The following is a 26,111-nucleotide window of genomic DNA, read 5'->3' as shown; positions in this document are numbered from 1 at the left end:
TACATTTTATCTATGCTTCCCCTTTCAATCCGAAAAGAGGTACAGGATGATGTTCATTCTCGTGAATTGAACCATGTGATTGCTCAAAACGTTGGATATTTTCTGACAAAGCGTTTAACAAACGTTTGGCATGTTGTGGAGTCAATATAATACGGCTTTTCACCCGTGCTTTTGGCATTCCTGGCATCACATTGATAAAATCCACAACAAATTCAGTCGATGAATGATTGATGACCGCCAAGTTTGAATAAACCCCATCAGCTACCTTTTCATCCAATTCAATACTCAACTGATTTTCTGCATTTTCGTTTATGCTACTCATTGTCCTATCTTGATTTTTTCTTCTCAACAACCACTTCTTCCTCTGCTTTTGAACCTACGATAATTTTCTCGTAACGTTTCAGACCTGTACCCGCTGGAATTCTATGCCCAACGATTACATTCTCTTTCAATCCGTCAAGGAAATCCACTTTTCCGTTTACTGCTGCTTCATTCAAGACTTTAGTTGTTTCTTGGAATGATGCTGCTGAAATGAACGATTTTGTTTGTAGCGAAGCTCTTGTAATTCCCTGTAGTACAGGCGTTGCCGTTGCAGGAATCACATCACGGGCCTCTACTAAATTTTTATCAGCTCGTTTTAGCAAGGAATTTTCATCACGCAACTGACGTAAAGAAACGATTTGTCCTGCCTTAAGGTTTTCAGAATCTCCCGCATCTTCAACTATTTTCTGCCCGAATAATTTGTCGTTCTCCTCAATAAAATCATCTTTGTGAACTAATTGTCCTTCTAGGAATAGGGTGTCACCTGGATCTTGAATTTCAACCTTACGCATCATCTGACGTACAATCACCTCAAAATGTTTGTCGTTGATTTTCACCCCTTGCAAACGATATACCTCTTGAACTTCATTTACTAAATACTGCTGAACGGCAGAAGGTCCTTTAATATTCAAAATATCATCAGGAGTTACAGAACCATCAGAAAGAGGCATACCCGCACGTACAAAGTCATTCTCTTGTACCAAAATTTGGTTAGACAACTTCACCAAATATTTGCGAACTTCACCTGTTTTGGATTCAATAACAATTTCTCGGTTACCTCGTTTTATTTTTCCGAAAGAAACTACCCCGTCAATTTCCGAAACGATTGCTGGATTGGAAGGATTACGTGCCTCGAACAATTCAGTAACACGTGGCAAACCTCCGGTAATATCACCCGATTTCGCTGATCTACGTGGGATTTTCACCAATACCTTACCTTCTTTAATCTTACTTCCATCGTCCACCATCAAGTGTGCACCAACTGGCAAAGTGTAGGAACGGAAGGTCTCTCCGTCTTTATCTTGAATTAATAACGTTGGGATCAAACGTTTATTTCTTGATTCAACAATCACTTTTTCTTGGAATCCTGTTTGCTCATCAATTTCGATTTGGTAAGTGACCCCTTGTTCGATACCTTCATAAGCAATTTTCCCTGAAAACTCTGAGATAATCACGGCATTATATGGATCCCACTGGCAAAGAACATCGCCTTTATTAACTTCTTGCTTGTCTTTAACAAAAATGTGTGCCCCATATGGAATATTATGAGTATGTAGTACCAAACCTGACTTTGGTTCAACCACTTTCAACTCCGAAGTACGTGAAATGACAACGTTCACTGGATTTCCTTCATAATCTTGTCCTTTTACTGTTCGCAAATCATCAATTTCAACGACTCCATCGAAACGAGCTTCTAACTTGCTCTCCTCAGAGATGTTTCCTGCTGTACCCCCTGCGTGGAATGTTCGAAGCGTAAGCTGTGTACCTGGCTCACCGATAGATTGTGCAGCAACAACTCCGACAGCCTCTCCCGTTTGTACCATTTTACCTGTTGAAAGGTTTCGTCCGTAGCATTTTGCACAAATTCCGTGTTTTGCTTCACACGTAAGTGCTGAACGTACTTCCACCATTTCAATTGGAGCTTCTGTAATCTTAGCTACAGCTTTTTCAGTAATTTCATCTCCTGCTTTAACAAGCAATTCCTCGGTTAATGGATTGTAAACATCGTGCAATGAAACACGTCCTAAAATACGCTCTCCTAAAGTTTCTACAACCTCTTCGTTTTTCTTCAAAGCACGAACTTCGACTCCTCGTAATGTACCACAATCATCTGTATTAATAATTACATCTTGCGATACATCCACCAGACGACGGGTCAAGTAACCAGCATCCGCTGTTTTCAAAGCCGTATCGGCAAGACCTTTACGAGCTCCGTGCGTTGAAATAAAGTATTCTAAGATTGATAATCCCTCTTTAAAGTTCGACAAGATTGGGTTTTCGATAATCTCACCTCCTCCTACAGTCGACTTTTTAGGTTTTGCCATCAATCCACGCATACCTGTCAACTGACGAATCTGCTCTTTTGAACCCCTCGCTCCTGAATCCAACATCATATATACAGAATTGAACCCTTGTTGATCACTACTGATTCGCTTCATAGCCAATTCTGTTAACTGAGCATTAGTAGATGTCCACACATCAATTACCTGATTATAACGCTCGTTATTGGTGATAAGTCCCATATTATAGTTGGCTACAATACCTTCAACCAATCCGTTTGCCTCGGCAATCATCTTTTCTTTTTCTTGTGGAATAATAATATCCCCTAAACTGAATGACAATCCACCTTGGAAAGCGAATTTGTAACCCATATTTTTAATTTTATCTAAGAATTCCGCTGTCGTTGGAATACTTGTTGATTTCAAAATATGTCCAATAATGTCTCGCAACGATTTTTTGGTCAATACCTCGTTGATATATCCTGCTTCACGTGGCACCACTTCGTTGAACAATACACGACCTGTGGTAGTTTCAATTACCTTGTAAACTTCTTCACCATTTTCTCCTAAATCTCTTACACGTACTTTGATAAAGGCATTCAAATTCAACTTTCTTTCATTGTAGGCGATATTTACCTCTTCCGCAGAATAGAATGTCAAGCCTTCTCCTTTAATTGGATACTCAGGTGTTGAACGTCTTCCTTTGGTCATATAATACAAGCCAAGAACCATGTCTTGAGAAGGTACTGTAATTGGGGAACCGTTCGCAGGATTCAAGATATTATGTGATGCTAACATCAACAATTGAGCTTCCAAAATAGCTTCAGGCCCCAACGGCAAGTGTACCGCCATTTGGTCACCGTCGAAGTCAGCATTAAACGCCGTACACACCAATGGGTGCAACTGGATCGCTTTACCTTCAATCAACTTCGGCTGGAATGCTTGGATACCCAAACGGTGCAACGTAGGAGCACGGTTCAGAAGCACTGGATGCCCTTTAATCACGTTATCTAAAATATCCCAAACTACAGGCTCTTTCTTATCAATAATTTTCTTGGCTGACTTAACTGTTTTTACAATTCCGCGCTCAATTAACTTACGGATAACAAACGGTTTGTAAAGTTCTGCTGCCATATTTTTAGGCAAACCACACTCGTATAATTTAAGTTCAGGCCCTACCACAATTACAGAACGTGCTGAGTAATCCACACGTTTTCCAAGTAAATTCTGACGGAAACGACCTTGCTTACCTTTCAATGAATCAGACAATGACTTCAACGGACGATTTGATTCCGTTTTTACTGCTGATGATTTACGTGTGTTATCAAACAATGAATCCACAGATTCTTGTAACATACGTTTTTCGTTACGCAAAATTACCTCGGGTGCTTTGATTTCCATCAATCGCTTCAAACGATTATTACGAATAATCACACGACGATACAAATCATTCAAATCAGAAGTTGCAAAACGCCCTCCATCCAACGGCACCAACGGACGCAACTCAGGCGGAATCACAGGAATTACCTTCATTATCATCCATTCAGGTTTATTTTCACGATTATTTTTTGCCTCACGAAACGCTTCAACCACTTGCAAACGCTTCAAAGCCTCTGTTTTACGTTGTTTAGAACTTTCACTGTTAGCTTTATGGCGTAAATCATACGAAAGTTCGTCTAAATCCAAACGTTGCAACAAATCTAAAAGACATTCAGCTCCCATTTTGGCAACGAATTTATTCGGGTCAGTATCTTCTAAATACTGATTCTCAACAGGAAGAGTTTCCATAATATTTAGATATTCTTCCTCCGTCAAAAAATCCATCGGTTGGATATCCTCGCCATCTGGTCCTTTTGCAATTCCTGGTTGGATAACCACATATCTCTCATAGTAGATAATCATATCCAATTTTTTGGACGGCAATCCCAACAAATATCCGATTTTATTCGGTAATGATCGGAAATACCAAATGTGTGCAATCGGTACCACTAAGTTGATATGCCCTACTCTATCACGACGCACTTTTTTCTCTGTTACTTCTACCCCACAACGGTCGCAAACAATCCCTTTGTAACGAATACGTTTATATTTTCCACAAGCACATTCATAGTCCTTAACAGGCCCAAAAATACGCTCACAGAACAACCCATCTCGCTCAGGTTTGTGCGTACGATAGTTAATCGTTTCAGGTTTAATAACCTCACCACGCGAAACTGCCAAAATAGATTCAGGCGATGCCAACCCAATAGAAATTTTGTCAAACTTCGTCGTTGTAACTTTGTCTTTTACTCTTGCCATAATATATTATGCGGTATGAATTTTATTTTTTTTTATTTTTTGCAAAACCTTTAAAAGGTTTTTAAAACTTTTAATTTTAGAGGATTTATTAAAAAAATATTCAATTTTAAAATAATTCTTCTTGAACTTTCTTTGGTAACCTCTTTACTACAAGCTCATATGAATTGAAAATCCATTTTCTAAGTAATTTATCGGAAATTTTTCCATTAATTTGGACACTGTTCCAATGTTTTTTATTCATATGCCAACCTGGAGTAACTTCTGCATATTGTTCACGAAGCTCAACCGCTTCTTCAGGATCACACTTGATATTTATAAACTCATATTTTGTAATGTTTACCAAGCAGAACATTTTTCCTTTAATTGAAAAAACCAGAATATTACCATCAAAAGGAAAACTTTCTTCAGAAGCTTTAAGCGACAGACAAAATTCACGCAATTCTTCGATATTCATCAAAAATGAGTATTTTAATAATCTTAGAAACACTTAAAACTCTGCCAAAGGAATACTTTGGCAAAGTTTCTGAATTTTGTTTTTTTTTTATTCTTCTAATCTTATATCAAGTCCAAGACCTTTAAGTTCGTGCATCAATACGTTGAACGATTCAGGAAGCCCTGGTTCTGGCATTGTTTCTCCTTTAACGATTGCCTCATACGTTTTAGCTCTACCGATTACGTCGTCGGACTTCACGGTTAAGATTTCACGCAATGTGCTTGAAGCTCCATATGCTTCCAATGCCCAAACCTCCATCTCTCCAAAACGCTGACCTCCAAACTGAGCCTTACCTCCAAGTGGTTGTTGGGTAATAAGCGAATAAGGCCCGATAGAACGTGCGTGCATCTTATCGTCGATCATGTGCCCGAGTTTAATCATATAGATAACCCCAACAGTTGCAGGTTGATCAAAACGCTCTCCAGTTCCTCCATCATACAGATAAGTATGTCCAAAACGTGGGATACCTGCCTCGTCAGTCAGTGCATTGATTTGCTCCAACGATGCTCCATCAAAAATTGGCGTAGCGTACTTCTGACCTAATTTTTGACCTGCCCAACCGAGAACGGTTTCATAAATCTGTCCAATATTCATACGAGAAGGTACCCCAAGAGGGTTCAATACTATATCCACAGGAGTTCCATCTTCCAAGAAAGGCATATCTTCATCACGAACAATACGAGCTACAATACCCTTATTTCCGTGACGACCTGCCATTTTATCTCCTACTTTCAGCTTACGTTTTTTGGCTATATACACTTTCGCCAATTTCAAAATTCCTGCTGGTAACTCATCCCCCACTGAGATAGTAAACTTCTCACGACGCAATGCTCCCTGCAAGTCGTTCAACTTAATTTTGTAGTTATGCAACAAGTCATCAATCAACGTATTTACCTCTTTGTCATCCGTCCAACCACCAGAAACTATATGAGCATAATCGTCAACTGCTTCTAAAGCCTTTACCGAATATTTTTTACCTTTCGGGATAATTTCTTCTCCCAAATCATTGGTTACACCTTGTGATGTTTTTCCTTCAACCAGTGTAAACAATTTAGTGATTAATTTATCTTTTAGAGCCTGGAATTTAGAATTGTAAGAAGCCTCAACCACTGCAACATCTTCTTTTTCTTTTCCACGCTTTCTCTTATCTTTAACAACGCGTGAGAACAATTTCTTATCTACAACAACCCCGTAAAGCGAAGGCGATGCTTTCAACGACGCATCTTTTACATCTCCTGCTTTATCTCCAAAAATCGCACGAAGCAATTTCTCTTCGGGTGTAGGATCTGACTCTCCTTTAGGAGTAATTTTCCCAATAAGAATATCTCCAGGTCGCACCTCTGCACCGATACGAATCATACCATTTTCATCCAAATCTTTGGTAGCTTCTTCTGAAACGTTTGGAATGTCGTTGGTCAACTCTTCTGCACCTAACTTAGTATCACGAACTTCCAACGAATACTCGTCGATGTGGATAGACGTAAAAATATCCTCACGAACCACACGTTCTGAAATAACAATAGCATCCTCGAAGTTATATCCTTTCCAAGGCATAAACGCTACTTTCATATTTCGCCCTAAGGCTAACTCCCCTTGTTCAGTAGCATATCCATCACAAAGTACCTGACCTTTAGTCACTCTATCTCCTTTTCGAACGATAGGCTTCAAGTTGATACAAGTTCCTTGATTTGTTTTTTGGAATTTAATAAGATCATAAACCGTTTGTTCTTCCTCAAAACTCACTAATTTTTGATTCTCAGTACGGTCATATGTAATTATAATTTTCTCAGCATCAACATATTCTACTACACCATCACCCTCTGCGTTCATCAGAACACGTGCATCGGATGCCACGCGACGCTCCAAACCTGTCCCAACAATTGGAGCCTCTGGTTTCAATAAAGGTACCGCTTGGCGCATCATATTCGATCCCATCAAAGCACGGTTAGCATCATCATGCTCCAAGAAAGGAATCAACGAAGCCGAAATAGAAGCAATCTGATTAGGAGCAACGTCAATAAACTCCACTTGATTAGGTTCAATTACAGGAAAATCCCCATCTTCTTTTACAACAACTCTCTCTTCTGTAATATTACCCTCTTTATCCAAACTGATGTTTGCCATACCGATCTTAAGTCCTTCTTCCTCTTCAGCACTCAAATAGGTCATGTCTTTCAAGTCTACCTTCCCGTTAGTAACCTTGTGGTAAGGAGTTTCAATGAATCCCATTGAATTTACTTTTGAGAACACAGCCAAAGATGAAATCAAACCGATGTTTGGTCCCTCAGGAGTTTCAATAGGACACAGGCGTCCGTAATGTGTGTAATGAACGTCACGCACCTCAAAACCTGCACGTTCACGTGAAAGTCCTCCTGGCCCCAAAGCTGACAATCTTCGTTTGTGCGTAATCTCAGCGAGTGGATTGGTTTGATCCATAAACTGAGAAAGCTGATTCGTTCCAAAAAACGAATTGATTACCGATGAAAGTGTTTTAGCATTAATCAAGTCAATAGGAGTAAACACCTCATTATCACGAACATTCATACGTTCACGAATCGTACGAGCCATACGAGAAAGTCCAACACCAAACTGAGCCGAAAGTTGCTCACCAACCGTACGCACACGACGATTTGACAAGTGATCAATATCATCAACTTCCGCTTTTGAATTGATAAGCTCAATTAAGTACTTAACAATTGTTATGATATCTTCTTTTGTTAAAACTTGCTTATCTTCTGGAATATCTATTCCTAATTTTTTATTAATTCTGTAACGCCCTACATCTCCTAAATTATAACGTTGGTCAGAGAAGAATAATTTATCGATAATGCCACGGGCTGTCTCTTCATCAGGTGGTTCAGCGTTACGCAACTGACGATAAATATGTTCTACAGCCTCTTTTTCAGAGTTTGTAGGGTCTTTTTGTAGAGTATTATGAATAATTGTATAATCTGTTGCTTGGCTGTCCTCTTTATGAAGAAGAATAGTTTTCACGTCAGCTTCAACAATTTCCTCTATATTATCTTTATCTAAAACAGTATCTCGGTCGAGAATAATTTCATTACGCTCAATAGATACCACCTCTCCTGTATCTTCATCAACAAAGTCTTCGTGCCACGTATTCAACACACGAGCAGCTAAACGACGACCAATATATTTCTTCAAACCTGTCTTAGAAACTTTGATCTCTTCAGCCAAATCAAATATCTCTAAAATATCCTTATCCCGCTCAAAACCAATAGCACGGAACAAAGTTGTTACAGGTAATTTTTTCTTTCTATCAATGTACGCATACATCACATTGTTAATGTCTGTAGCGAATTCAATCCAAGAACCTTTAAAAGGAATAATTCTGGCTGAATATAATTTTGTTCCATTTGCGTGGAACGACTGCCCGAAGAAAACTCCTGGTGAACGGTGCAATTGTGAAACGATTACACGCTCAGCTCCATTGATAACGAACGTACCACTGGCAGTCATATAAGGAACAGTTCCCAAATAGACATCTTGTACAATAGTTTCAAAATCTTCGTGTTCAGGATCTGTACAATATAGTTTCAATCTTGCTTTTAACGGCACACTATAAGTTAAACCTCTTTCGATACACTCCTGAATAGTGTAGCGAGGTGGGTCAATAAAATAGTCTAAAAACTCCAACACAAACTGATTACGCGTGTCTGTTATTGGGAAATTCTCTTTAAATGTGTTATATAACCCTTCATTGCCTCTCTCCTCCGATTTAGTTTCCAATTGGAAAAAATCTTGGAACGATTTAATCTGAATATCCAAAAAATCGGGATAGTCTGGTGTGTGTTTTACAGAAGCAAAATTGATTCTTGCAGTTTGATTCGTAAGCATCTATTTTTATAAATTTAATTCTTTAAGCCTAACGTTTTAAAGTTACAACAATATGCAACCTTATTAAAAAAAATCAGATTTTAAAACTTTTTGTTCAAAACCCAAATATTGATTTCTATAAATCAACGAAATAACATATTAATTATCAAGCTATTAAAGCTAAGTTTTTGTAACTAATAGTTTATTACCGATATAATACGCAAAATGGTTTAGGCCTATTCTGTACAAGAAAAGACCTAAACCTTATATGTTAAACTTCGTAAAATTATTTCAATTCTACTTCAGCTCCAGCTTCTTCTAAAGACTTTTTAAGACCTTCTGCTTCGTCTTTAGATACACCTTCTTTGATTTTTGAAGGAGCTCCATCAACTACTTCTTTAGCTTCTTTAAGTCCAAGACCTGTTAATTCTTTAACCAATTTAACAACAGCTAATTTGTTAGCACCTGCTGATTTCAAGAATACATCAAATTCTGTTTTTTCAGCTACAGCCTCACCTGCTGCTGCTGGACCTGCTGCTACTGCAACCGCTGCAGCTGCTGGCTCAATTCCGTACTCATCTTTTAAAATTTGAGCAAGTTCGTTTACTTCTTTAACTGTTAAGTTTACTAATTGTTCTGCGAAATTTTTTAAATCTGCCATTTTCTATCGTTTTTTAAGTTTGTTATAAAATTTAATTTTGTGCGTTCAATCTACTATTTTTCAGACAAAGTTTTAATAATACCTGCCAATTTTCCACCTCCTGATTTAAGAGCTGAAACAACATTTTTAGCAGGTGATTGCAACAATCCGATAATATCGCCAATAAGCTCCTCTCTCGACTTGATTGCAACCAAAGTCTCTAATTGGTCTGCTCCAACGAAGATAGCTTCCTCAATAAAAGCACCTTTTAAAACCAATTTATCTGATTTTTTTCTGAATTCTTTGATAAGTTTCGCAGGGGCATTTCCTACCTCTGAAAACATCAAAGTACTATTTCCTTTAAGAACTGACGGCAATTCACCAAATTCTTTTTCAGAAGCCTCCATTGCCTTTGCAAGCAACGTATTTTTAACAACTGCCAATTTGATATTCGCCTTGAAACAAGCCTTACGTAAGTTTGTTGTTTCATCTGCATTCAAACCAGTTAGGTCAGCAACATAGATTACGTTATTCTCAGCTAACCGTGCAGTCAAATCCTCTATTACTAATGATTTTTCTTCTCTTGTCATAATTTCCTTTTTTAACTACCAATTAAACTGATTTCGTATCTACTGGCACACTTGGGCTCATTGTTGAAGACAAATAGATAGACTTCACATAAGTTCCTTTTGCTGCAGTAGGTTTCAATTTTATTAATGTCTGAATCAACTCATGAGCGTTGTCAATAATTTGCTCCGCTGAGAAAGATACCTTACCAATAGCAGCGTGAACGATACCTGTTTTATCAACACGGAAGTCAATCTTACCTGCTTTCACTTCTTGAACTGCTTTCCCGATTTCCATTGTTACTGTTCCTGTTTTTGGATTAGGCATCAAACCACGAGGACCTAAAACGCGCCCAAGAGGACCTAATTTACCCATAACACTTGGCATTGTAACAATTACGTCAACATCAGTCCAACCGTCTTTAATTTTTTGCAGATATTCATCCAATCCAACATAATCAGCACCAGCAGCTTTGGCCTCAGCCTCTTTGTCTGGAGTTACCAACGCAAGTACTTTCACGTCCTTACCTGTTCCGTGTGGAAGCGTAACCACACCACGAACCATTTGATTTGCTTTACGAGGATCAACACCCAAACGAACTGCAATATCAACCGAAGCATCGAACTTTGTATATGTGATTTGTTTCAATAGTGCAGAAGCCTCAGCCAACGAGTACAATTTATTGTAATCAACCTTTGATAAAGCCTCTTTGTGTTTCTTTGTCAATTTTGCCATAATTTTTCAGATTAAAAAGGTTTATCACCAGTTACTGTTATACCCATAGAACGTGCTGTACCAGCAACCATACTCATTGCAGACTCAATAGTAAACGCATTCAAATCCGCCATTTTATCCTCTGCAATAGCTCTTACTTGATCCCAAGTAATGCTTCCTACTTTTTTACGGTTAGGTTGCCCTGAACCTCCTTTAATCTTCGCGGCTTCCAATAGCTGAACTGCAGCAGGTGCGGTTTTAGTAACAAAGTCAAATGACTTGTCTTTATAAACAGTGATAACAACTGGGATAATTTTCCCTTGTTTGTCCTGTGTACGAGCATTGAACTGCTTACAGAACTCCATAATGTTAACACCGGCAGCACCTAATGCGGGTCCAATTGGTGGCGACGGATTCGCTTGACCTCCCCGAGCTTGTAGCTTAACTACTTTACTAATTTCTTTTGCCATTGTTTATTATTAATTAAAAAATTTAAAGTGTAAATAAAATTACACTTTTTTGTCTTATACTTTTTCTACTTGCATATAACTCAACTCAAGTGGCGTTTTTCGTCCAAAAATTTTAACCATTACCTCAAGTTTACGTTTTTCCTCATTTACTTTTTCAACTGTTCCATTAAAACCATTGAACGGCCCATCAATTACTTTAATTGTTTCTCCAACCGTATACGGAATCGCAACAGCTTCTACATTTTCGGCAAGATCATCGACCTGTCCCAACATGCGGTTCACATCTGATTTTCTCAGTGGAAGCGGATCTCCTCCTTTAGTTTCACTTAAAAAACTAACAACTCCTGGAATTGATTTGATTATGTGGATAACTTCACCTGCTAAGTTTGCTTTTACCATAACATAGCCCGGCATATGCACTTTCTCTTTATTTATTTTCTTTCCGTTGCGAATCTGAACAACTTTCTCGGTAGGCACCAAAACCTCCTCCACATAATCAGCGTACCCTAAACGAGTAGTTTCATTTTCTATGTAGTTCTTAACCTTATTTTCTTGTCCAGTAACAGCTTTAACAACGTACCATTTTTTCTCTAATATTCCAGACATCCCGTTATTTTTTTACTTCATAAAGTTAAAATACCAAGCCATTAGCCACTCAAAGAAAGAATCCATTCCCCAAATTAGGAGTGAAAACAAAACTGAAAAAACCACTACGATAACCATTTCCTTTTGAGCCTGAGCTAAGGTTGGCCACGTAACGTGATTTTTTAATTCCTCATAAGATTCTTTAATATAATTTACCATTATCTTATCGTTTTTGCACGGGTGGAGGGATTCGAACCCCCATCAACGGTTTTGGAGACCGCTATTCTACCCTTGAACTACACCCGTCTTTCATAAAGAAGTTTTGAACCATAAAGTTCAAAACCTCTTTAATATTATTAAATTGAAATATCAATTCTTATTAGTCAAGAATTTCAGTTACTTGACCTGCACCTACTGTACGTCCTCCTTCACGGATAGCGAAACGAAGTCCTACATTAAGAGCGATAGCTTGTAACAACTCTACTGTAATTGTTACGTTATCTCCTGGCATAACCATCTCAACTCCTTCAGGTAATGAGATAGTACCTGTTACGTCAGTTGTACGTACATAGAACTGAGGACGATATTTATCTTTAAATGGAGTATGACGTCCACCCTCTTCTTTGCTCAAGATATACACCTCTGCTTTGAATTTAGCGTGAGGCTTAACAGAACCTGGTTTACAAATAACCATACCACGTTTGATATCTTTTTTATCAATACCACGAAGTAATAGACCTACGTTATCACCAGCCTCTCCTCTGTCAAGGATTTTACGGAACATCTCTACCCCCGTGATTGTAGAAGTCAATTTCTCAGCTCCCATACCGATGATTTCAACAGCCTCACCTGTTTTAGCAACCCCTGTTTCAATACGTCCTGTTGCTACAGTTCCACGTCCTGTAATAGTGAACACGTCTTCAACTGGCATCAAGAATGGCTTATCAATATCACGAGTTGGCAATTCAATCCAGTTATCAACAGCTTCCATTAGTTTCATAACTGTATCAACCCATTTTGGCTCACCATTCAAAGCTCCTAAAGCAGAACCTTGAACGATAGGTCCGTTATCTCCATCATAGTCATAAGAGCTCAACAACTCTCTCATTTCAAGCTCAACAAGCTCTAACAATTCTGGGTCGTCTACCATATCCACTTTGTTCATGAAAACAACGATACGAGGAATACCCACCTGACGTCCTAAAAGGATGTGCTCACGAGTTTGTGGCATTGGACCATCCGTAGCAGCAACTACAAGAATAGCTCCGTCCATCTGAGCAGCACCAGTAATCATGTTTTTAACGTAATCCGCGTGACCAGGACAGTCAACGTGTGCGTAGTGACGGTTTGCTGTTTGATATTCAACGTGTGAAGTGTTGATGGTAATACCTCTTTCTTTTTCCTCAGGAGCGTTATCGATTGAATCGAAACTTCTTGCTTCAGAAAGACCTGCATCAGATAATACTTTAGTGATAGCAGCTGTCAAAGTTGTCTTACCGTGATCCACGTGTCCGATAGTACCAATATTCAAGTGGGGTTTGGAACGATCAAATGTTTCTTTTGCCATGATTAATAATTTTTTTTTAAATCTTAGTTATATAATTCAGTGTTAAATGTGTGCAATTCAAGAGCCAATGACGAGATTTGAACTCGTGACCTCTTCCTTACCAAGGAAGCGCTCTACCCCTGAGCTACACCGGCTTATAGCCTTCTGTGAGCGGGAGACGAGGTTCGAACTCGCGACATTCAGCTTGGAAGGCTGACGCTCTACCAACTGAGCTACTCCCGCATTTTTTTTGGTGGGAAGAGCAGGATTCGAACCTGCGAAGACATAGTCAGCAGATTTACAGTCTGCCCTCGTTGGCCGCTTGAGTATCTTCCCTTTGCCACAATTATTAAAAGTATGAACTTTCGAGCCGATAGAGGGATTCGAACCCACGACCCCGAGATTACAAATCACGTGCTCTGGCCAACTGAGCTATATCGGCATAACTTTTTCGTTATTTCTAACGGAGTGCAAATGTATATATATTTTTTTTGTTAGCAAAATTTTTTACGTTTTTTTTACTCATAATTATCCATCATTTTACATAAAACACTGAAAAGAAATGTTTTACAAAAAAAAAGATTTGAATACAGAGTATTATAAAAATCATCATTTGAAAGAGAATGAATTAATCACCCCTACATATTTCTATTAATTCTCTGCCTACCAAAGCTACTAGAAAAATGAAACTTTACCCTCTGTTGTATCTGATTCTAGAATTGCTCCAACACCTGAATGCGTTTTTCAATGGGTGGATGTGTAGCAAATAATGACATTATCCCTTTGCTTTTATGTTCTATGAACATCTCTTTTACTTCGTCATTTTTGATATCCAGCTCTGAGTTTCCTGAAATTTTACGTAAAGCACTGGCTAAACCTAAAGGGTTTCGAGTCATTTCAGCGGCTCCTGCATCTGCCATATATTCTCGTTTTCGAGATAGAGCAAATTTAAAGACCATAGATAGTATGTATACGACAAAAGCTATTATCAAAAAGATTAATATGATCATTCCACCTCCACCTTTATCATTACTGCTTTTTTTCCTTGAAGAAAGTCCATTGCTCAGGAGCATACGAAAAGCTAAATCTGCCAAAACAGCAAAAATACCTACAAAAACAATAGTAACTATTAACAAGCGTACATCTCGATTACGTATATGCATCAGCTCGTGTGCTATAACCCCCTCTAATTCCGCATCATCTAGTGTATTTATAAGTCCTCGGGTAAGGGTTACTGCATATGTTTTTTCATTGATCCCTGAGGCATATGCGTTCAAAACTTCGCTTTCTATGATGTACAGTTTGGGCATCTGCATACCAACCGACATACACAAATTTTCGGTCAAGTTGTAAACCCTCATATTATTCCTACGTTCCAAAGGTTTGGAATTAGTAGCGAATTGAATCATTTGTGTATGAAAAAAGTAAGATATTAGAAACCAAACTCCAACAACAACCAAGACGACAGGTGTCGCTCCTACAAATAAGCTATTGGTAGTAGTAACATTTTGCTCGTTTGTAAAATACAAGAAAGCGTACACTTCCAATAACACCAATAGCGGAAAGGCAATTATTAAAAGTATGGATTTAAAATTATTTCGGGATATCTGAGACTGTATTCCGACGTACTGCATTTCGTTCGCTTTAGAATGAAATCTCTGGAGCTTTGTCGAGGGTTGCTCGTTGCTCTGTTCCTAAATCGAAGAATGGCTGTACAGTCATTTTCTTCATTCCCGCTACAATATTGGTAGGAATTGACTGAATGGCTGTATTCAATTCTCTGGTCGTTGAATTGAAATATCTTCGCACCGAAGCTAATTTGTTTTCTATATCAGCTATCTCTTGCTGTAAGTGCATGAAATTAGTATTCGCTTTCAAATCGGGATATGCTTCTACCTGAATATTAAATGCCGACATTGCCATTCCCAATTCTTTTTCAGCTGCTATTTTTGAATTGACGTCTGTAGCATTCATGGCCTTACTTCGGGCTTGCGTCACTCGAGTCAAAACATCGGCTTCGTGTTGCATATATCCTTTAACCGCTCCTAACAACTGAGGAATTAAATCGTGACGTTGCTTTAACTGAACGTCAATATCGGCAAAGGCATTTTCTCGATTGTTTGACAAAGCAACCAATCTATTGTTGGTCATCACGTACCAAATTATCAATATTACAACAACCCCTAAAATGATTAATCCTATCATATTTTTATTTTTTTAAGTTAACTGGGACAAAGTTACTATTTTTTTTTATTTTATCCAAAATGTTTTGAAATTTATTGTTCCGAAAAATACGTCTCCTTACGGCTCCCCATTCTTTGTATTCTCACCAAAAAAAATGTACCTTTGTCTTCTCTTATTTTTTATGAAAAAGCTATACATTTTATCAATTATCGCCTTTTTACCAATTCTTTTTTTGAGGTGCAATAAAACTGAAACACCTCCCAATATTGTTTTGTTTGTAGTTGATGACATGGGGTGGCAGGATACTTCGGTTGATTTTTTTGAACAAACTACGGATTTCAATCACATGTACGAAACTCCTAATATGGAACGGCTAGCGAGACAAGGAATGAAATTCACCCAGGCTTACGCTACCCCAATTTGTTCCCCTTCGAGAGTAAGTCTTTTCACGGGAACAAACGCTGCAAGACATCGAGTAACGAACTGGACTCTGTTTAGAGACACTTCTACGGATCAAAAAGACACTTTACTTACCTATCCGGAATGGAACGTTAATGGCATTGCTACCGAAAATGGCATTCCGCGTACGTTTGTTTCCACTACCCTACCTCAGCTACTACAAAAATCGGGATATCATAACATTCATATAGGAAAGGCTCATTTTGCTGCCAAAGACACTCCCTGCGAAGATCCTATTAACATGGGATTCCACGTGAATGTGGGTGGACATGCAGCAGGTGGATTGAAATCTTATGAAGGAGTAGACAACTTTGGGAACGACACGATACAAAAAAACATTTTTGCCGTCCCACATCTAGAAGAATTTCATGGAAAAGATATTTTCGTTACAGAAGCCTTGACTCAAAAAGCCATTGAGAAACTTCAGAAACGCCCGAAAGAGAAACCTTTCTTTTTGTATATGTCACACTATGCCATTCATGTTCCAATAATGGGGGACAAACGTTTTGTTAACAAATATTTAGACAAAGGAATGCATCCTGTTGAAGCTAAATATGCCTCCCTAATTGAAGGTATGGACAAAAGTTTAGGAGATTTGATGAATTTTTTAGAACAGGAAGAGTTAAGTGAAAATACAATCATTATTTTTATCTCCGATAACGGTGGATTAGACGCTTGGGCAAGAGGCTTGTCAAAGAACAGTGCTAACCATCCATTGGCAAGCGGCAAGGGTTCGTTAAAAGAAGGAGGCATCCGCATTCCATTTTTGGTGTCTTGGAAAGGAAAAATCATTGGAAATCAAACAAATAATAATATTGTAAGTATCGAAGATATTTTCCCTTCATTATTAGAAATTTGCAATATGGAAAAAGAAAATATCATACAAACTATTGACGGAAAAAGCTTTGTAAATCAACTTTTTACCCCAACTAAAAACATTCCTGAAAGAAATCTTTACTGGCATTTGCCTAATAATTGGTTTGGTTACAATCGCACATTAGGGTTGGGAGCATCAAGTGCTATTCGTAAAGGTAATTACAAACTCATATATTACCATGACTCTCAAGATTTTGAACTTTATAACATAACAACAGATATTAGTGAAAAACATAATATAGCTACTGAGAATCAGACTAAAACAGAGGAATTAGCTCATGATTTAGCAAATTATTTACGAGAGGCAAAAGCTCAAATGCCAACTGTTCAAATTACTGGAAAGCAAGTACCTTATCCTGATGAAGTTATAAATAAAAAACCGTAGATATGAGAACTCTTATTATTACTTTTCTGTTGCTGATTTCGGGAATATCATTCGCCCAAAAGGTGGTTATAAAAACCTCGAAAGGCGATATTATTGTAAAATTATTCCCTAAAAAAGCTCCTAAAACGGTAGCTAACTTTCTCAGATACGTTGATGAGGAGCGATATGACGAAAGAAGTTTTTATCGAGTTGTGAGGCTTAATAATCAGGGACAAAGTACAACTCCAATTGAGGTAATCCAAGGTGGATTTTACAACGATACGCTCAATGTTTATCCCCCTATCAAAATTGAAACCACCGAACAGACGGGACTATCACATAAAATAGGAGCTGTTTCAATGGCTCGAAACGCTCCCGATAGTGCTACAACAGAATTTTTTATCGTACTTAACCAGCGTCAGCCACAGTTAGATTATGGTGGCAAACGAAATTCTGACGGATACGGATTTGCTGTATTCGGAAAAGTAGTCAAAGGGATGAAGATTGTCAAAGAAATCCAAAAAGGCAAAACCGTTCTATGGGAGGGATACGGACAGGAACAACTATTAAAAGAACCTGTCAGGATTATTTCCATCCGAAGACTAATAAACTAAATCCAGTACTTTTGAAAATTCTTCTTTGATTTTTCATTTTTTATACTTATATTTGCGTTTTAACACATAAAAAAACATTACACTATGTCATTTACATTACCAAAATTACCTTATGCTTATGATGCCTTAGAGCCTCATATTGATGCACGTACTATGGAAATTCACCATACGAAACATCACAATGCTTACACTACTAATCTAAATACAGCCATTGCTGGTACGGATTTAGAAGGAAAGTCTATCGAAGAAATTTTGAAAAACTTAGATATGAACAACGGAGCTGTTCGCAATAACGGAGGTGGTTTCTACAATCACAACCTATTTTGGGAAGTGATGTCTTCAAAAGGAGGCGGACAACCTACGGGCGAATTGGCTAACGCTATTAACGAGGCTTTTGGAAGTTTTGAAGCTTTCAAGGAAGCGTTCGCAAAAGCAGCAGCTACACGTTTCGGTTCAGGATGGGCTTGGCTTTGCGTTCACAAAGGAGGTAAAGTGGAAGTATGTTCTTCAGCGAATCAAGACAATCCTCTAATGCCTAATGTAGGCTGTGGAGGAATGCCAATCTTAGGGTTAGATGTTTGGGAGCATGCCTATTACCTAAATTACCAAAACCGTCGTCCTGATTACATTCAAGCATTTTTCAATGTTATCAATTGGGAAAAAGTAGCGGAACTTTACGCTAAAGGAAAATAAATTTGTTTCCATAATTGACAATATAACAAAAAATGGTGCTTAAAAACCTTGTAAAGCATTGTCTTTTATAGACTTATAAGAGTTATAATGAAAGTGGTTTCATTATAACTCTTATTTTATGTCCAAAACGAATAAAAAATGTCCAGTTTGTGATTCTAATCACATCATCAAAAAAGGAAAAAGAAATGGAAAACAACGCTTTCAATGTGGAGATTGTCAGGCAAATTTTACGATTAAAAACATTGGTGTAAAAAGAAAAAATCAATTCATTTGGTTCAGAAAATGGATAATGGAAAGGCAAGTCTATAAAACCCTTTCGAGGGATAGCTCAATGAGCCAATCTACCCTTCAAAACCTCTTTAAACATTACCTTTCACAAGTTCCTACCCTCAGCATCAAAAGCAAGACAAAGGTTCATCTCTTGATTGATGGCACCTACTTTTCCAATGGATTATGCCTGATACTCTACTACGATTATGACATTCGATATGTGCAACTTTACCGCCAAACCAACAAGGAAAAACTTCGTGATATAAAGCAAGATTTGGAAAACTTAAAGAAGCTGAATGTGGCAGTTTACAGTGTAACCTGCGATGGGCATAAATCTATTTTAGGAGCGGTAAAAAAGGTGTTTCCAGAGGTGATTATCCAAAGATGTTTAGTGCATATTAAACGACAGATTAAGAACTATTTAAGTGGTAGCCCAAAACATTTTATTAGCCAACAGCTTTTGTGTTTATCCAAAGAAATTACGCATCTAAAAACCAATGAACAGGCTAACGACTGGGTAAATAGATTTTACCAGTGGTATGTTGAAAATCAATATTTTATAGAAGAAAAATCAATGAATGAAGAAACTGGATTTCAGTGGTTTAAACATAAAAATCTACACTTAGCTACTTATCATATTATCAATGCCTTACCCAATATGTTTGCATATCTGCAAGATAGTGAAATCCCTTATACTACCAATCGTTTAGAAGCCTATTTTACGCATTTGAAAGAGAAATTAACCTTGCATAGAGGACTTCGTTTTGAGGCTAAAAAGAACTTTATAAAATGGTATTTATATTTTAAAAATCAAGGGGGATAAGGTTTTTTTAGCCATAGGGTTCATCCGATAGTTTTAATAAAAAAGGGTGAGAAAAACTCACCCCTAAAACTATCGTTTTGAACATTGATTGTATTGCTGACAAGTTGCTCCTCAGCAGAGCTTGTTTCCTCTTCCAATCAATGTGCGAAATATAAGCATTTTTTATCAATTAAAAAAGCACCATTTTTTACCACATTGCCCCATAATTATACGTAAAAGAGGTTGTTCTTTTTTCAAGACAACCTCTTTTTTTGAATTTTATCAGATGTTTTACTCCTACTTCAAAAGGACAGCTGCCACAGTTACGTAGCTTGTAGTATCAATCAGAATTGCACTTCCTGTTTCTCGTATTTTCTTGTAGCTGTCATATGCCAAAGGACTTGACGTTTTGATTTTTACAGTTACTACCTCATTCAACGAAACGGACGAAACGCCTCCAAAACGCTCCAAAGTATTTACATCAATTCGCTCTTTAATTTCCTTAACAATGGCGTTCACTACTTGGGTGTTATGTTGCAATAAATAGCGCCCGCCAACATGCAATGGACGTTCATCCATCCAGCAGATGGTGGCCTCCAACTCATTGGAAACTTTGATAAGTTCATCATCTTTAGCAATTAATGAACCCCGACTGACATCTACATCTTCCTCCAAGTGAAGTACAGCACTTTGGGGAGCAAATGCTTCTACAACTTCTTGATTATTAACTTCGACAGCGGAAATGGTCGCCTCTATTTTGGAAGGATAAACCACTACCTTATCTCCTTTTTTAAATATGCCACTTTCAATTTTCCCTGCATATCCCCGATAATCATGAAGTTCTTCCGTTTGTGGTCTTAACACCAATTGCACGGGAAAACGAGCATTTGTCAAGTTAGTGGACGTAGCTAATTCAATAGTTTCTAATCGATTTAGTAATGAAGTTCCCTCGTACCAGTCCATCTTTGTTGATTTCTCAACAATGTTATCACCATTTAAAGCACTAATGGGAATGAATTCTACTCCGTTAAGCTCTAATGCTTTGGCTACTTTCTCATATTCTTGTTTAATTTCTTCGAAACGATTTTGTGCAAAATCTACTAAATCCATCTTGTTGATGGCAACAATCACATGAGGAATATTTAACAAAGATGCTATGATGGAGTGGCGTTTTGTCTGTTCAATAACTCCATTTCGAGCATCAATTAGGATAATTATCAGATCAGCATTTGAAGCTCCTGTGACCATGTTTCGAGTGTACTGAATATGTCCTGGTGCATCAGCGATAATGAATTTACGCTTAGGTGTTGAAAAATATTTATATGCCACATCAATGGTGATACCTTGCTCACGCTCGGCACGAAGCCCATCAGTCAGTAGTGCTAAATCGACACTTCCGTCTTCCCGGTTTTTTGAACTACGTTCCAAGGCCTCCATTTGGTCTATCAATATATTTTTACTGTCGTAAAGAAGCCTTCCGATTAATGTACTTTTTCCGTCATCAACACTTCCTGCTGTTAAAAACCTAAGTATATCCATTGCTTTTTATTCATTAACTTATGTCCGCAAAGGTAATAAATAATTGTATAACTAAAAAATCTTTTAAAAAAGTTTGTCATAATAAAAAAAAATCCTATATTTGCACCCGCAAACTCGGATGGAGTGATATGAATTGGCGAGGTAGCTCAGTTGGTTAGAGCGTTGGATTCATAACCCAAAGGTCACGGGTTCAAATCCCGTCTTCGCTACTTTTTAAGCGTAATAAATTGATAAACAATTTGTTACGCTTATTTGTTTTAAGCAACTGTGTCAAAATTGGGACAATTATTGAGGTTGATTTTTCAATGCCTTAATAAAAAATGCCTAAAAATCACTCAAAAAATCTTCAAGCCCTCAATAGGGCAAAAATATTCGTAGATTGTAAACCTGCCGAGCTTCACAAAGGCAAAGAGTGGAGAGTAAAGTTTTTTTGAATTATTATATATTTAATTGATTATTCAGCTTCAAAAATAAAAGTTTCAAGGAGTTTTCTAACATTGTTTTTTGACTTCGAGTAGCATTTTCCTTTTCTTTTAAATCTCGCCAAATGATGTCTTATTCTGCTATTATATCCCTCCTCTGTAAAGGTTTCTGTTTTGGATTCCATATGCTTTTCACTTGGAATTACCTCTGAATAACTCTTGCAATAATCGCTACAAAAACCATTGATATCTCTGCTTTTCAATTGTTGTCAAAGTTTCAAGAAAGTTTCTGTATACTGCTTGCCACAATATTCAATATCCTTCCAAATACATTTGCAAAGCAAGACGCTTTTGTTCTGGCGTTTTACATCAGATTTTTTTCTCAACACTGAAAAAATAACCACACTCTTTACATTTATATTACTGTCTTCCTCCAACAAAACCTGCCTTAATCTTATTTAACGATTCGCATCTGGTACATTTCATTCGGCTAAATTATATGAAATATACCAAATTTAAAATACCATTTTTTAGGAGGTTTCGAAAAGAAAGATATGTCATAAAAAACAACACCTCTGAAAATTTGGTAAGAATCAAATCCAGAGGTGTTGTTTTTTACGGATGAAATATCTTTATTTAGCCTTATTATATAATTCTGCTACTTTATTCCAATCAATTACGTTAAAGAAATTTTGAATGTAATCTCCTCTTTTATTTTGATATTTTAGGTAGTACGCATGTTCCCACACATCCATTCCTAAGATAGGTGTTCCAGAAATTTCCAATCCTGGCATCAAAGGATTATCTTGGTTAGCTGTACTTCCGATTTGTAATTTACCATTATTTACAACTAGCCACGCCCATCCTGATCCGAAGCGTTTACCTCCTGCCTCTGCAAAAAGTTTTTTAAAATTTTCAAAACTTCCGAACTCATTGTTGATAGCTGTTGCCAAAGTTCCTGTTGGCATACCTCCTCCTTTTGGAGAAATTACATCAAAATAGAGATTGTGGTTATAATAGCCTCCAGCATTGTTTCGTAAGGTCGCGTTATTCATATCCAAAGTTTTAAGCACTTGTTCAATGGATTGATTTGCTTGAGCTTTGCCTTCAACAGCTTTGTTTAGATTGTTCAAGTATCCTACGTAATGTTTCGAAAAGTGTATGAACATAGTTTCCTGGTCAATGTAAGAACTAACCGCATCGTAACCATAGTTTAGAGGTACGATTTTAAAGGCTCCTTCATTGGCTTTAACTTCACTGGGACTTCCGTAATTTACTTTTTCTGTTTTAGCTTCTCGGGTTTCTTTTTTCTTTTTCTGAGCATATAGCTCTCCTGATGAGAAAACAGCTCCTGAAAATATCAGAGCTGTCATAGGGATTAATTTACGTAATTTCATAATGTGACATATTTTTTCTCGCCAAAAATAGAAAAAAAATATAGATATAAAAATTATTTTTCATTTTTTCTGTACTATCGGATGATATTAACGCCTTATTATCAATAAGTTTTACCTTAAAAGAGATTTTTTAGTACATTAGCTTCTAAATTTTATTTTCCATTAGAATAGAAAGAGAGCTTCTAAATTTGGTAATTTTTAGGCTAAACAAACTTCAATAATTTGTTATTTGTTATTTTTATGTTACCTTTGTGGGAGTAATTTATTTCAGATTTTTACAAACTTAAAAAAATAAAATCATGTATAAAACACTCTGTTTTTATTTGTTGTGTTTGGTGTCAGTACCTATATTTTCTCAATCAGTTATTGAGGGATATGTGTCTGATTATCAAATGAAAAATGCATTACAAGATGTAAAGGTTCGTGTTGAGGGTACTACCATTGTTGGGGTTACGGACATCAACGGTTTTTTTAGTATTGAACTTCCGGAAGGATCTTATGTATTGCGTTTTTCAAAGGAATCTTATGTTGAAAAACGCATGTTGATAGAACTCTCTGGATTGAAAGTTACCTTGCCGGTAGTTTTTATGGATGCCGATTTTGTCCATGAATCTGAACAAATGGCAGTTATCACCGAAAGTGAATTGGAAGATGATGAAAGCGGTGCTGATTCTATGTCTGGACTTTTACATAGTTCACAGGACATTTTTATGCGTCGGGCAGCTTTTGATTTTAGTGCTGTTTTTTTTAAGCCTCGAGGATATGATTCTAAAGATGTTACAGTTTTAATGAATGGAATCCCGATGAATCGTATAGAAAATGGAAGGGCTCAATGGAGTAATTGGGGGGGGCTTAACGATGTCACAAGAACCCAAGAGTCACAGCACGGTATAGCCAAATCAGATTATACTTTCGGAGGAATAGCAGGGTCAAATTATATCAACATACGACCATCATTGAATCGTCCAGGATTCCGATTTACAACTTCCGCAGGAAATCGAAGCTATGCTGGGCGGATTATGTACACCTACAACTCGGGATTATCTAAAAAAGGATTCGCCTATTCTTTTTCCACATCGCGTCGATGGGCAGGAAATGGGTCGTACATTGATGGAACGCTCTATAATTCATATGCCTCATTTGGTGCGGTTGAATATCACCTAAATCAACACCATAATTTTACGCTCCTCGGAATGTATTCACTTACTCGAAGAGGAAAAACAGCTCCATTGACTCGTGAGGTAATTGATTTGGCAGGATATAAATACAACCCTTACTGGGGAAATCAAGCAGGAGACATACGAAATTCAAGAAATCGAATAATTGACGAACCTATTTTTATATTGTCGTATGATTTTCATAAGAATAATACTCGCTTGAATGTTGATTTGGGTTATCAGTTTGGAAATATGGGGAACACACGTATTAGCTATGGTAATGCGTCTAATCCTGAACCAAATTATTACCGAAATTTACCCAGTTACTATATAAACCAACGTACGGGGCCAAATTGGGAAATGGCAAATTTGCAAAAGGATTATTTTTTGAAGCATCAACAATTGGATTGGTCATCGTTGTACCGTGCCAATATGAATACTCGTAATGATCGTAGCGCTTTCATTATCAGTAATGATGTGAATGATGAACGTACGTTTTCTGCTAATGTAAACTTTTCAACTCCTCTACAGGAAAACATTCAATGGACATCAGGATTAGTCTACCGAAATATAACTTCTGAAAATTATGCACAGATAGATGATTTGTTGGGAGGTTCTTTCTTTATGAATTACGACTATTTTGCGAATAAACCGTATGATGAGAATGATACTAATTTACAAAAAGTCAAAGGAGATAAATGGAATTATGAATACGGATTGAAAAGTTCTTTAGGAGAATTCTTTTCGCAGGTGGATTTTAAGTTTCATAAGGTTGATTTTTTTGTTACAGGTAGGCTACATCATGCTGAATATCAACGCGAAGGAAAATATAACTATGCTCTTTTTGCGGATTCTTTTGGCAAGGGTGACCGAAAAATATTTAGAGGCGTGAGTACCAAAGCTGGACTGACTTATGCTCTCACAGGAAGACATATTTTCCAGCTGAATACCGGCTATTTTAATACTCCACAATCCATACGAAATAGTTTTGCTAATATTCGTTATTCCAACAGAATACTGCCGAACTTAAAAAATGAAACGGCCTACACTTTTGATGGAAGCTATATTCTCCGAGTACCTTACTTCAAATCACGCTTGACAGGATACTACACTCATGTTGAAAATACTTCTGAAACCAACTTTTTCTTTACAGAAATGGCTTTGACCGATGAAATTTCAAGTGATTTTATTTCACAAACGGTTGACAACATTCAAAAACGACATTTTGGTTTGGAATTTGGTGCGGAGGCTCAGATTTTTCCTACGTGGAAGGTTACAGCAGCCGCAGCTATCGGACAACATACATATATCAATAATCCTAAAATGTATGTGTCATCGGGAGAAATAGGAGTAATTGAAGTAGATAAAGTATCGTTGAAGAACTACCGTGTTCCAAGTGGGCCGCAACAGGCTTATTCCATAGGGATCGAGCATCGAAATAAAAAATATTGGTGGGTATCTGCTACTGCTAATCTATTGACTGATAATTACGTATCTATATCTGCTATTAATAGAACACGCGGTTTTTTTATCAATCCAGATACTAGAAAAACATTTACAGATATTGATGAAGAACTCGCTCGCAAACTACTAAAACAGGAACGTTTACAAGATGTTTTTTTGGTAAATGTTGTAGGAGGAAAATCATGGCGTATTAAAAAAACGTACGTGAGCCTAATTGGTAGCGTTAACAATTTATTCGGTCAAAATTTTGTCTCAGGAGGCTTCGAACAGTCACGCACTGCTAACTACGGAAGTATGCTCAGAGACAATGCTCACGGCGTACCATCGTTTGGCCCTCGTTACTTTTTGGGCTACGGACGAACCTATATGATTAATTTAGCTATAAGTATATAAACCTTT

Annotated in this window: 20 protein-coding genes, 6 tRNA genes and 1 pseudogene; 6 read left to right on the top strand and 21 right to left on the bottom strand. The window is 37.3% G+C overall.

Annotated elements, in window-relative coordinates; all coding sequences use genetic code 11:
* Positions 1 to 10: 10 nt before the first annotated feature.
* The 18 genes from ACF3OB_RS09560 to ACF3OB_RS09475 all read right to left on the bottom strand — a co-directional run bounded on the left by ACF3OB_RS09560 (position 11) and on the right by ACF3OB_RS09475 (position 15,676).
* Positions 11 to 322 carry a DUF3467 domain-containing protein gene (locus ACF3OB_RS09560; protein ID WP_042009077.1) on the bottom strand — a complete coding sequence of 104 codons (312 nt, stop codon included), beginning with the start codon at positions 320 to 322 and terminating at the stop codon, positions 11 to 13.
* A 4-nt stretch (positions 323 to 326) separates the two neighbouring features.
* The gene (rpoC, locus tag ACF3OB_RS09555) at positions 327 to 4,619 is read right to left on the bottom strand and encodes a DNA-directed RNA polymerase subunit beta' (RefSeq protein WP_095911784.1); all 4,293 of its coding nucleotides are present in this window, start codon (positions 4,617 to 4,619) and stop codon (positions 327 to 329) included.
* A gap of 106 nt (positions 4,620 to 4,725) precedes the next feature.
* On the bottom strand, positions 4,726 to 5,073 hold the full coding sequence (locus ACF3OB_RS09550; RefSeq protein WP_392420180.1) for an MmcQ/YjbR family DNA-binding protein: 348 nt from the start codon (positions 5,071 to 5,073) through the stop codon (positions 4,726 to 4,728).
* An 87-nt stretch (positions 5,074 to 5,160) separates the two neighbouring features.
* Positions 5,161 to 8,970, bottom strand: a complete 3,810-nt coding sequence (gene rpoB, locus ACF3OB_RS09545; RefSeq protein ID WP_042009083.1) for a DNA-directed RNA polymerase subunit beta — start codon at positions 8,968 to 8,970, stop codon at positions 5,161 to 5,163.
* Between the two features lie 265 nt (positions 8,971 to 9,235).
* A complete protein-coding gene (gene rplL, locus ACF3OB_RS09540) occupies positions 9,236 to 9,610 on the bottom strand; it encodes a 50S ribosomal protein L7/L12 (protein ID WP_095893361.1) in 375 nt (124 codons plus the stop codon).
* Between the two features lie 53 nt (positions 9,611 to 9,663).
* Positions 9,664 to 10,179, bottom strand: coding sequence for a 50S ribosomal protein L10 (gene rplJ, locus ACF3OB_RS09535; protein WP_042005300.1), 516 nt, complete (start codon positions 10,177 to 10,179; stop codon positions 9,664 to 9,666).
* Between the two features lie 22 nt (positions 10,180 to 10,201).
* Positions 10,202 to 10,891 (bottom strand): 50S ribosomal protein L1, encoded by a 690-nt coding sequence (rplA, locus tag ACF3OB_RS09530; RefSeq protein ID WP_042005299.1) that lies wholly within the window; start codon positions 10,889 to 10,891, stop codon positions 10,202 to 10,204.
* A gap of 11 nt (positions 10,892 to 10,902) precedes the next feature.
* Complete coding sequence (rplK, locus tag ACF3OB_RS09525; RefSeq protein WP_042005298.1) at positions 10,903 to 11,340, bottom strand: 50S ribosomal protein L11; 438 nt, start codon at positions 11,338 to 11,340, stop codon at positions 10,903 to 10,905.
* A 54-nt stretch (positions 11,341 to 11,394) separates the two neighbouring features.
* Positions 11,395 to 11,946, bottom strand: coding sequence for a transcription termination/antitermination protein NusG (nusG, locus tag ACF3OB_RS09520; RefSeq protein WP_042005297.1), 552 nt, complete (start codon positions 11,944 to 11,946; stop codon positions 11,395 to 11,397).
* A gap of 12 nt (positions 11,947 to 11,958) precedes the next feature.
* Entirely contained in the window at positions 11,959 to 12,144 is a 186-nt protein-coding gene (gene secE, locus ACF3OB_RS09515) for a preprotein translocase subunit SecE (protein ID WP_042005296.1), read from the bottom strand.
* Positions 12,145 to 12,160: 16 nt separating this feature from the next.
* A tRNA-Trp gene (locus tag ACF3OB_RS09510) sits at positions 12,161 to 12,231 on the bottom strand.
* A 73-nt stretch (positions 12,232 to 12,304) separates the two neighbouring features.
* The gene (gene tuf / locus ACF3OB_RS09505) at positions 12,305 to 13,492 is read right to left on the bottom strand and encodes an elongation factor Tu (RefSeq protein WP_042344887.1); all 1,188 of its coding nucleotides are present in this window, start codon (positions 13,490 to 13,492) and stop codon (positions 12,305 to 12,307) included.
* Positions 13,493 to 13,554: 62 nt separating this feature from the next.
* Positions 13,555 to 13,626: transfer RNA gene (locus ACF3OB_RS09500), tRNA-Thr, on the bottom strand.
* 15 nt (positions 13,627 to 13,641) lie between these two features.
* Positions 13,642 to 13,714: transfer RNA gene (locus ACF3OB_RS09495), tRNA-Gly, on the bottom strand.
* Between the two features lie 8 nt (positions 13,715 to 13,722).
* A tRNA-Tyr gene (locus tag ACF3OB_RS09490) sits at positions 13,723 to 13,807 on the bottom strand.
* A gap of 32 nt (positions 13,808 to 13,839) precedes the next feature.
* A tRNA-Thr gene (locus tag ACF3OB_RS09485) sits at positions 13,840 to 13,913 on the bottom strand.
* 271 nt (positions 13,914 to 14,184) lie between these two features.
* Positions 14,185 to 15,105, bottom strand: a complete 921-nt coding sequence (locus ACF3OB_RS09480; RefSeq protein WP_042005294.1) for a M48 family metallopeptidase — start codon at positions 15,103 to 15,105, stop codon at positions 14,185 to 14,187.
* A 10-nt stretch (positions 15,106 to 15,115) separates the two neighbouring features.
* Positions 15,116 to 15,676, bottom strand: coding sequence for a LemA family protein (locus ACF3OB_RS09475; protein ID WP_042005293.1), 561 nt, complete (start codon positions 15,674 to 15,676; stop codon positions 15,116 to 15,118).
* Positions 15,677 to 15,887: 211 nt separating this feature from the next.
* Here ACF3OB_RS09475 and ACF3OB_RS09470 point away from each other — a divergent pair, with 211 nt between their 5' ends.
* The 4 genes from ACF3OB_RS09470 (at position 15,888) to ACF3OB_RS09455 (ending at position 19,754) form a co-directional block, all read left to right on the top strand.
* Complete coding sequence (locus tag ACF3OB_RS09470; protein ID WP_232745192.1) at positions 15,888 to 17,375, top strand: sulfatase; 1,488 nt, start codon at positions 15,888 to 15,890, stop codon at positions 17,373 to 17,375.
* Between the two features lie 2 nt (positions 17,376 to 17,377).
* Complete coding sequence (locus tag ACF3OB_RS09465; RefSeq protein ID WP_042344884.1) at positions 17,378 to 17,968, top strand: peptidylprolyl isomerase; 591 nt, start codon at positions 17,378 to 17,380, stop codon at positions 17,966 to 17,968.
* 84 nt (positions 17,969 to 18,052) lie between these two features.
* Positions 18,053 to 18,661, top strand: a complete 609-nt coding sequence (locus tag ACF3OB_RS09460; RefSeq protein ID WP_392447554.1) for a superoxide dismutase — start codon at positions 18,053 to 18,055, stop codon at positions 18,659 to 18,661.
* Positions 18,662 to 18,779: 118 nt separating this feature from the next.
* Positions 18,780 to 19,754, top strand: a complete 975-nt coding sequence (locus ACF3OB_RS09455; RefSeq protein WP_002664213.1) for a transposase — start codon at positions 18,780 to 18,782, stop codon at positions 19,752 to 19,754.
* Positions 19,755 to 20,030: 276 nt separating this feature from the next.
* Here ACF3OB_RS09455 and ACF3OB_RS09450 read toward each other — a convergent pair whose 3' ends face one another.
* On the bottom strand, positions 20,031 to 21,272 hold the full coding sequence (locus ACF3OB_RS09450; protein WP_392447553.1) for a sulfate adenylyltransferase subunit 1: 1,242 nt from the start codon (positions 21,270 to 21,272) through the stop codon (positions 20,031 to 20,033).
* 135 nt (positions 21,273 to 21,407) lie between these two features.
* On the opposite strand from ACF3OB_RS09450, the gene ACF3OB_RS09445 reads away from it, so the two are divergent.
* A tRNA-Met gene (locus ACF3OB_RS09445) sits at positions 21,408 to 21,481 on the top strand.
* 296 nt (positions 21,482 to 21,777) lie between these two features.
* Here ACF3OB_RS09445 and ACF3OB_RS11455 read toward each other — a convergent pair.
* Positions 21,778 to 21,942, bottom strand: a pseudogene (locus tag ACF3OB_RS11455) (IS1 family transposase); the annotation flags it as partial.
* A 384-nt stretch (positions 21,943 to 22,326) separates the two neighbouring features.
* Entirely contained in the window at positions 22,327 to 23,091 is a 765-nt protein-coding gene (locus tag ACF3OB_RS09435) for a superoxide dismutase (protein WP_095911799.1), read from the bottom strand.
* A gap of 299 nt (positions 23,092 to 23,390) precedes the next feature.
* On the opposite strand from ACF3OB_RS09435, the gene ACF3OB_RS09430 reads away from it, so the two are divergent.
* Positions 23,391 to 26,105, top strand: a complete 2,715-nt coding sequence (locus tag ACF3OB_RS09430) for a carboxypeptidase-like regulatory domain-containing protein (protein ID WP_392447551.1) — start codon at positions 23,391 to 23,393, stop codon at positions 26,103 to 26,105.
* The last annotated feature ends 6 nt before the right edge of the window (positions 26,106 to 26,111 follow it).

The organism is Capnocytophaga canis (genome assembly GCF_043187445.1).
GTDB lineage: Bacteria > Bacteroidota > Bacteroidia > Flavobacteriales > Flavobacteriaceae > Capnocytophaga > Capnocytophaga canis.
This window is presented reverse-complemented; position numbering and strand designations above follow the sequence as displayed.